Source organism: Comamonas halotolerans (assembly GCF_030162935.1).
Lineage (GTDB): Bacteria > Pseudomonadota > Gammaproteobacteria > Burkholderiales > Burkholderiaceae_C > Comamonas > Comamonas halotolerans.
Genome location: NZ_JASAUZ010000027.1, coordinates 1 through 2,385, shown reverse-complemented (window position 1 = coordinate 2,385; position 2,385 = coordinate 1). Strand labels below are relative to the sequence as shown.

The following is a 2,385-nucleotide window of genomic DNA, read 5'->3' as shown; positions in this document are numbered from 1 at the left end:
TTGGAAAAAGCCCCCGGCCCCAAAGACTTTGACACCATTGCCCGCACCTATGAGCAAGCCGTGGCCCTGGGCCATTGGAAAGCCATGCAAAACGTGCAGATTCTGTACTACCAGGGCCTGACCACCCACCCCGCACCCGCCCTGCGCGTCACAGAGTTGAATGAGAAGCTGATTGCCCTGGGCGCAGCCATTGGCTATTACAACATGGCCAATAATCTGGAAACCGGCTATGGCGTAAAACAGGACAAAAAAGCCGCACTGGCCTATTACCGTAAAAGTGCAGACTTGGGCAGCCCTGATGGGCAAGCCTATGTTGGCGAAAAGATGGTCTTCGATTTTAAGAAGCGGGATTTAGGAAGATCTATGCTTGAGTGTGCAATAGCACAAGGTTCACCCATAGCAGCACGCACTCTTGGCCTTTTTCACCAATTAGTCTCATACAATTTTTCAGAGATGTTATCTGCCATGCAAAAAGCAGTCTCATTAGGAGATTATCTTTCAGCATTAGGTTTAGAATAGATTTTTAAATCTGGAAAAACTGGAATCCCAGATCACTCCCTTATCGAGATTGATCTCAAAAGAGCAGAGCGTTATAAACGTATCTACAGTACCATAAAACAAGATCCCAGAATAAGAATCCCTGAAATTAACAGCATTGTTCCTCTGCCACCAGCGCCCTTGCCCGAGTGGGATGGCAGTTTTTCATTCCAGCGCCAACCTTCCGCGCAGTAATGTGCATGTATCCTGCCCGCATGTCCCCTATACGGCTTTTTAAAAGCACTGGGTTATGCGCCAAGGTTTTATGGCGGTGGCATGCAGCGAGCTTGGCAGTGCCTGCAGTACACCGTCTTTATGTCCCTGAACCTGCATACAGTGTTAAGCGCTTTGATCGTCGAATTACGAAAGATGGCAGCACCCAGCGCCAGCATATCAATGACACCTGCCTGTTGCCTGGTAAATCACACGCGTTCAAATACGAGCAAGCCACGCTGGAGACATTGGTACAGGCTATTAAGCAATGCACAGCCAAAGCCATCACGCGGTTGCGACTCTACCACTAGCTGTCGTTTAACTATCTTCTGGGCAATGGTACTAATCACCTGAAAAACACTTCATCCCATATCAGCCACTAAGAGCCGCTAACCCTACCCAGCAAACCGAAGGTTTGCGATTGAGACGAGGCGCGAAGCCGCAGGCAGTACTGGCGTACGACAAGGCGAAGCAACGACGTATCAATGGTTATGTTAGCGGGTCTAAGGCTTGCAACAGCCACAAACTAGGACCTGCGAGCAACGCCACCGTCTGGCCGAAAACACAGCTTGCACTGGACTTGGGCGAGGCTAGCTGGTTTGAGCAAGTCAACCACGCCAATATTTTGCAAGCAGGCACAAGCTTGGGACTGAGCAAAAAGGCTGCCATGCATGAATTGGAGAAAATGCTCAAAGCGCTGCCTGTACAGGCAGACCGTCTCATTGCAGAAATTGAAGCCAGTTACCCCGCTTGCGTTGCAGCCAACCTCTATCCAGAGAGAGCCGCGCAGTGCGCACTATCAGGCAAGGGAGCTACGTCTGCTGCGTGCCATACACCATATCATCTTGCTGAAGACGCTTCAAAGGCTTTGATAAGGCTGTGAAGCTTTTTCAAGAGATTGGAGTGAGGTAGTGAGGCGCTGGATTGCCTGCAAGGCTCAACGGAAGCAGGACGGTTACCCGCCCTGCCCCTGCTAGGTCACAGCATCAAATAAGAGAAGATACAGCCCAGAGCCTGGAGGCCACTGAACACATCAGACTGATGCTCACCTTCGTTGGCATTTAATTGGTTTCCCAGAAAATGCCTCGTAGCTACGGGATGCTTACCCCGTTTCTAAGTACGCACCTTGTTAATGCGCCTGTTCACGCTCGTAGGAGGCTGAACAGAATCGGCTCAGAAGACCCATCTAACAAGTCAAACCAAGTGCATCCCCACCAGACGGTTGAACAATGTTCAGGCCTACATCACCTTCTGCAGCTTCGCCTGCTGCAGTGGGCCTTGCTAGAGCCCTCGGCAAGTATCTGCATAAGTGCATTATTTCACTTGCTTTTGCTCAAACGATGATCTTGTGCCCGAAACCTTTTGCACACCATCTGACTGCGTGGTTTCGTTAGGCTTTGCGACGCAGGCATCTTTGCTTGTTTACCTGATTGCCAGCACATTCATTTATACGAGCTATGCCGCATGCTCAGTCCAGGCTAAGCGACGTAAGGCAGCGGCCTAGTTGCGACTGTGGTCCAAATTTGCTTCACCGTCACAATCCTTAGCTCATCAGGAAGAGCCTTGTACCCTCATATTAGCTCCTATGTCAAAAGTAGAGGAGGCAGTTAACGATGGACAAACTCCTGGTCGATT

3 protein-coding genes are annotated in these 2,385 nt (G+C 50.2%); all 3 read left to right on the top strand.

The window, feature by feature from the left end:
* On the top strand, window positions 1-519 hold a 519-nt coding region (locus tag QEP11_RS12865), incomplete at its 5' end, for a tetratricopeptide repeat protein (protein ID WP_413788730.1).
* Complete coding sequence (locus QEP11_RS19020) at window positions 520-732, top strand: DUF6396 domain-containing protein (protein ID WP_349816776.1); 213 nt, start codon at window positions 520-522, stop codon at window positions 730-732.
* Window positions 732-1,061 (top strand): HipA domain-containing protein, encoded by a 330-nt coding sequence (locus QEP11_RS19015; RefSeq protein ID WP_349816775.1) that lies wholly within the window; start codon window positions 732-734, stop codon window positions 1,059-1,061. The genes QEP11_RS19020 and QEP11_RS19015 overlap by 1 nt, the downstream gene beginning before the upstream one ends.
* Window positions 1,062-2,385: the final 1,324 nt, after the last annotated feature.

Bases quoted from the DNA above. Each gene is read 5' to 3' on its own strand.
- QEP11_RS19015 (WP_349816775.1), top strand. From the start codon at position 732: ATGTGCATGTATCCTGCCCGCATGTCCCCTATACGGCTTTTTAAAAGC.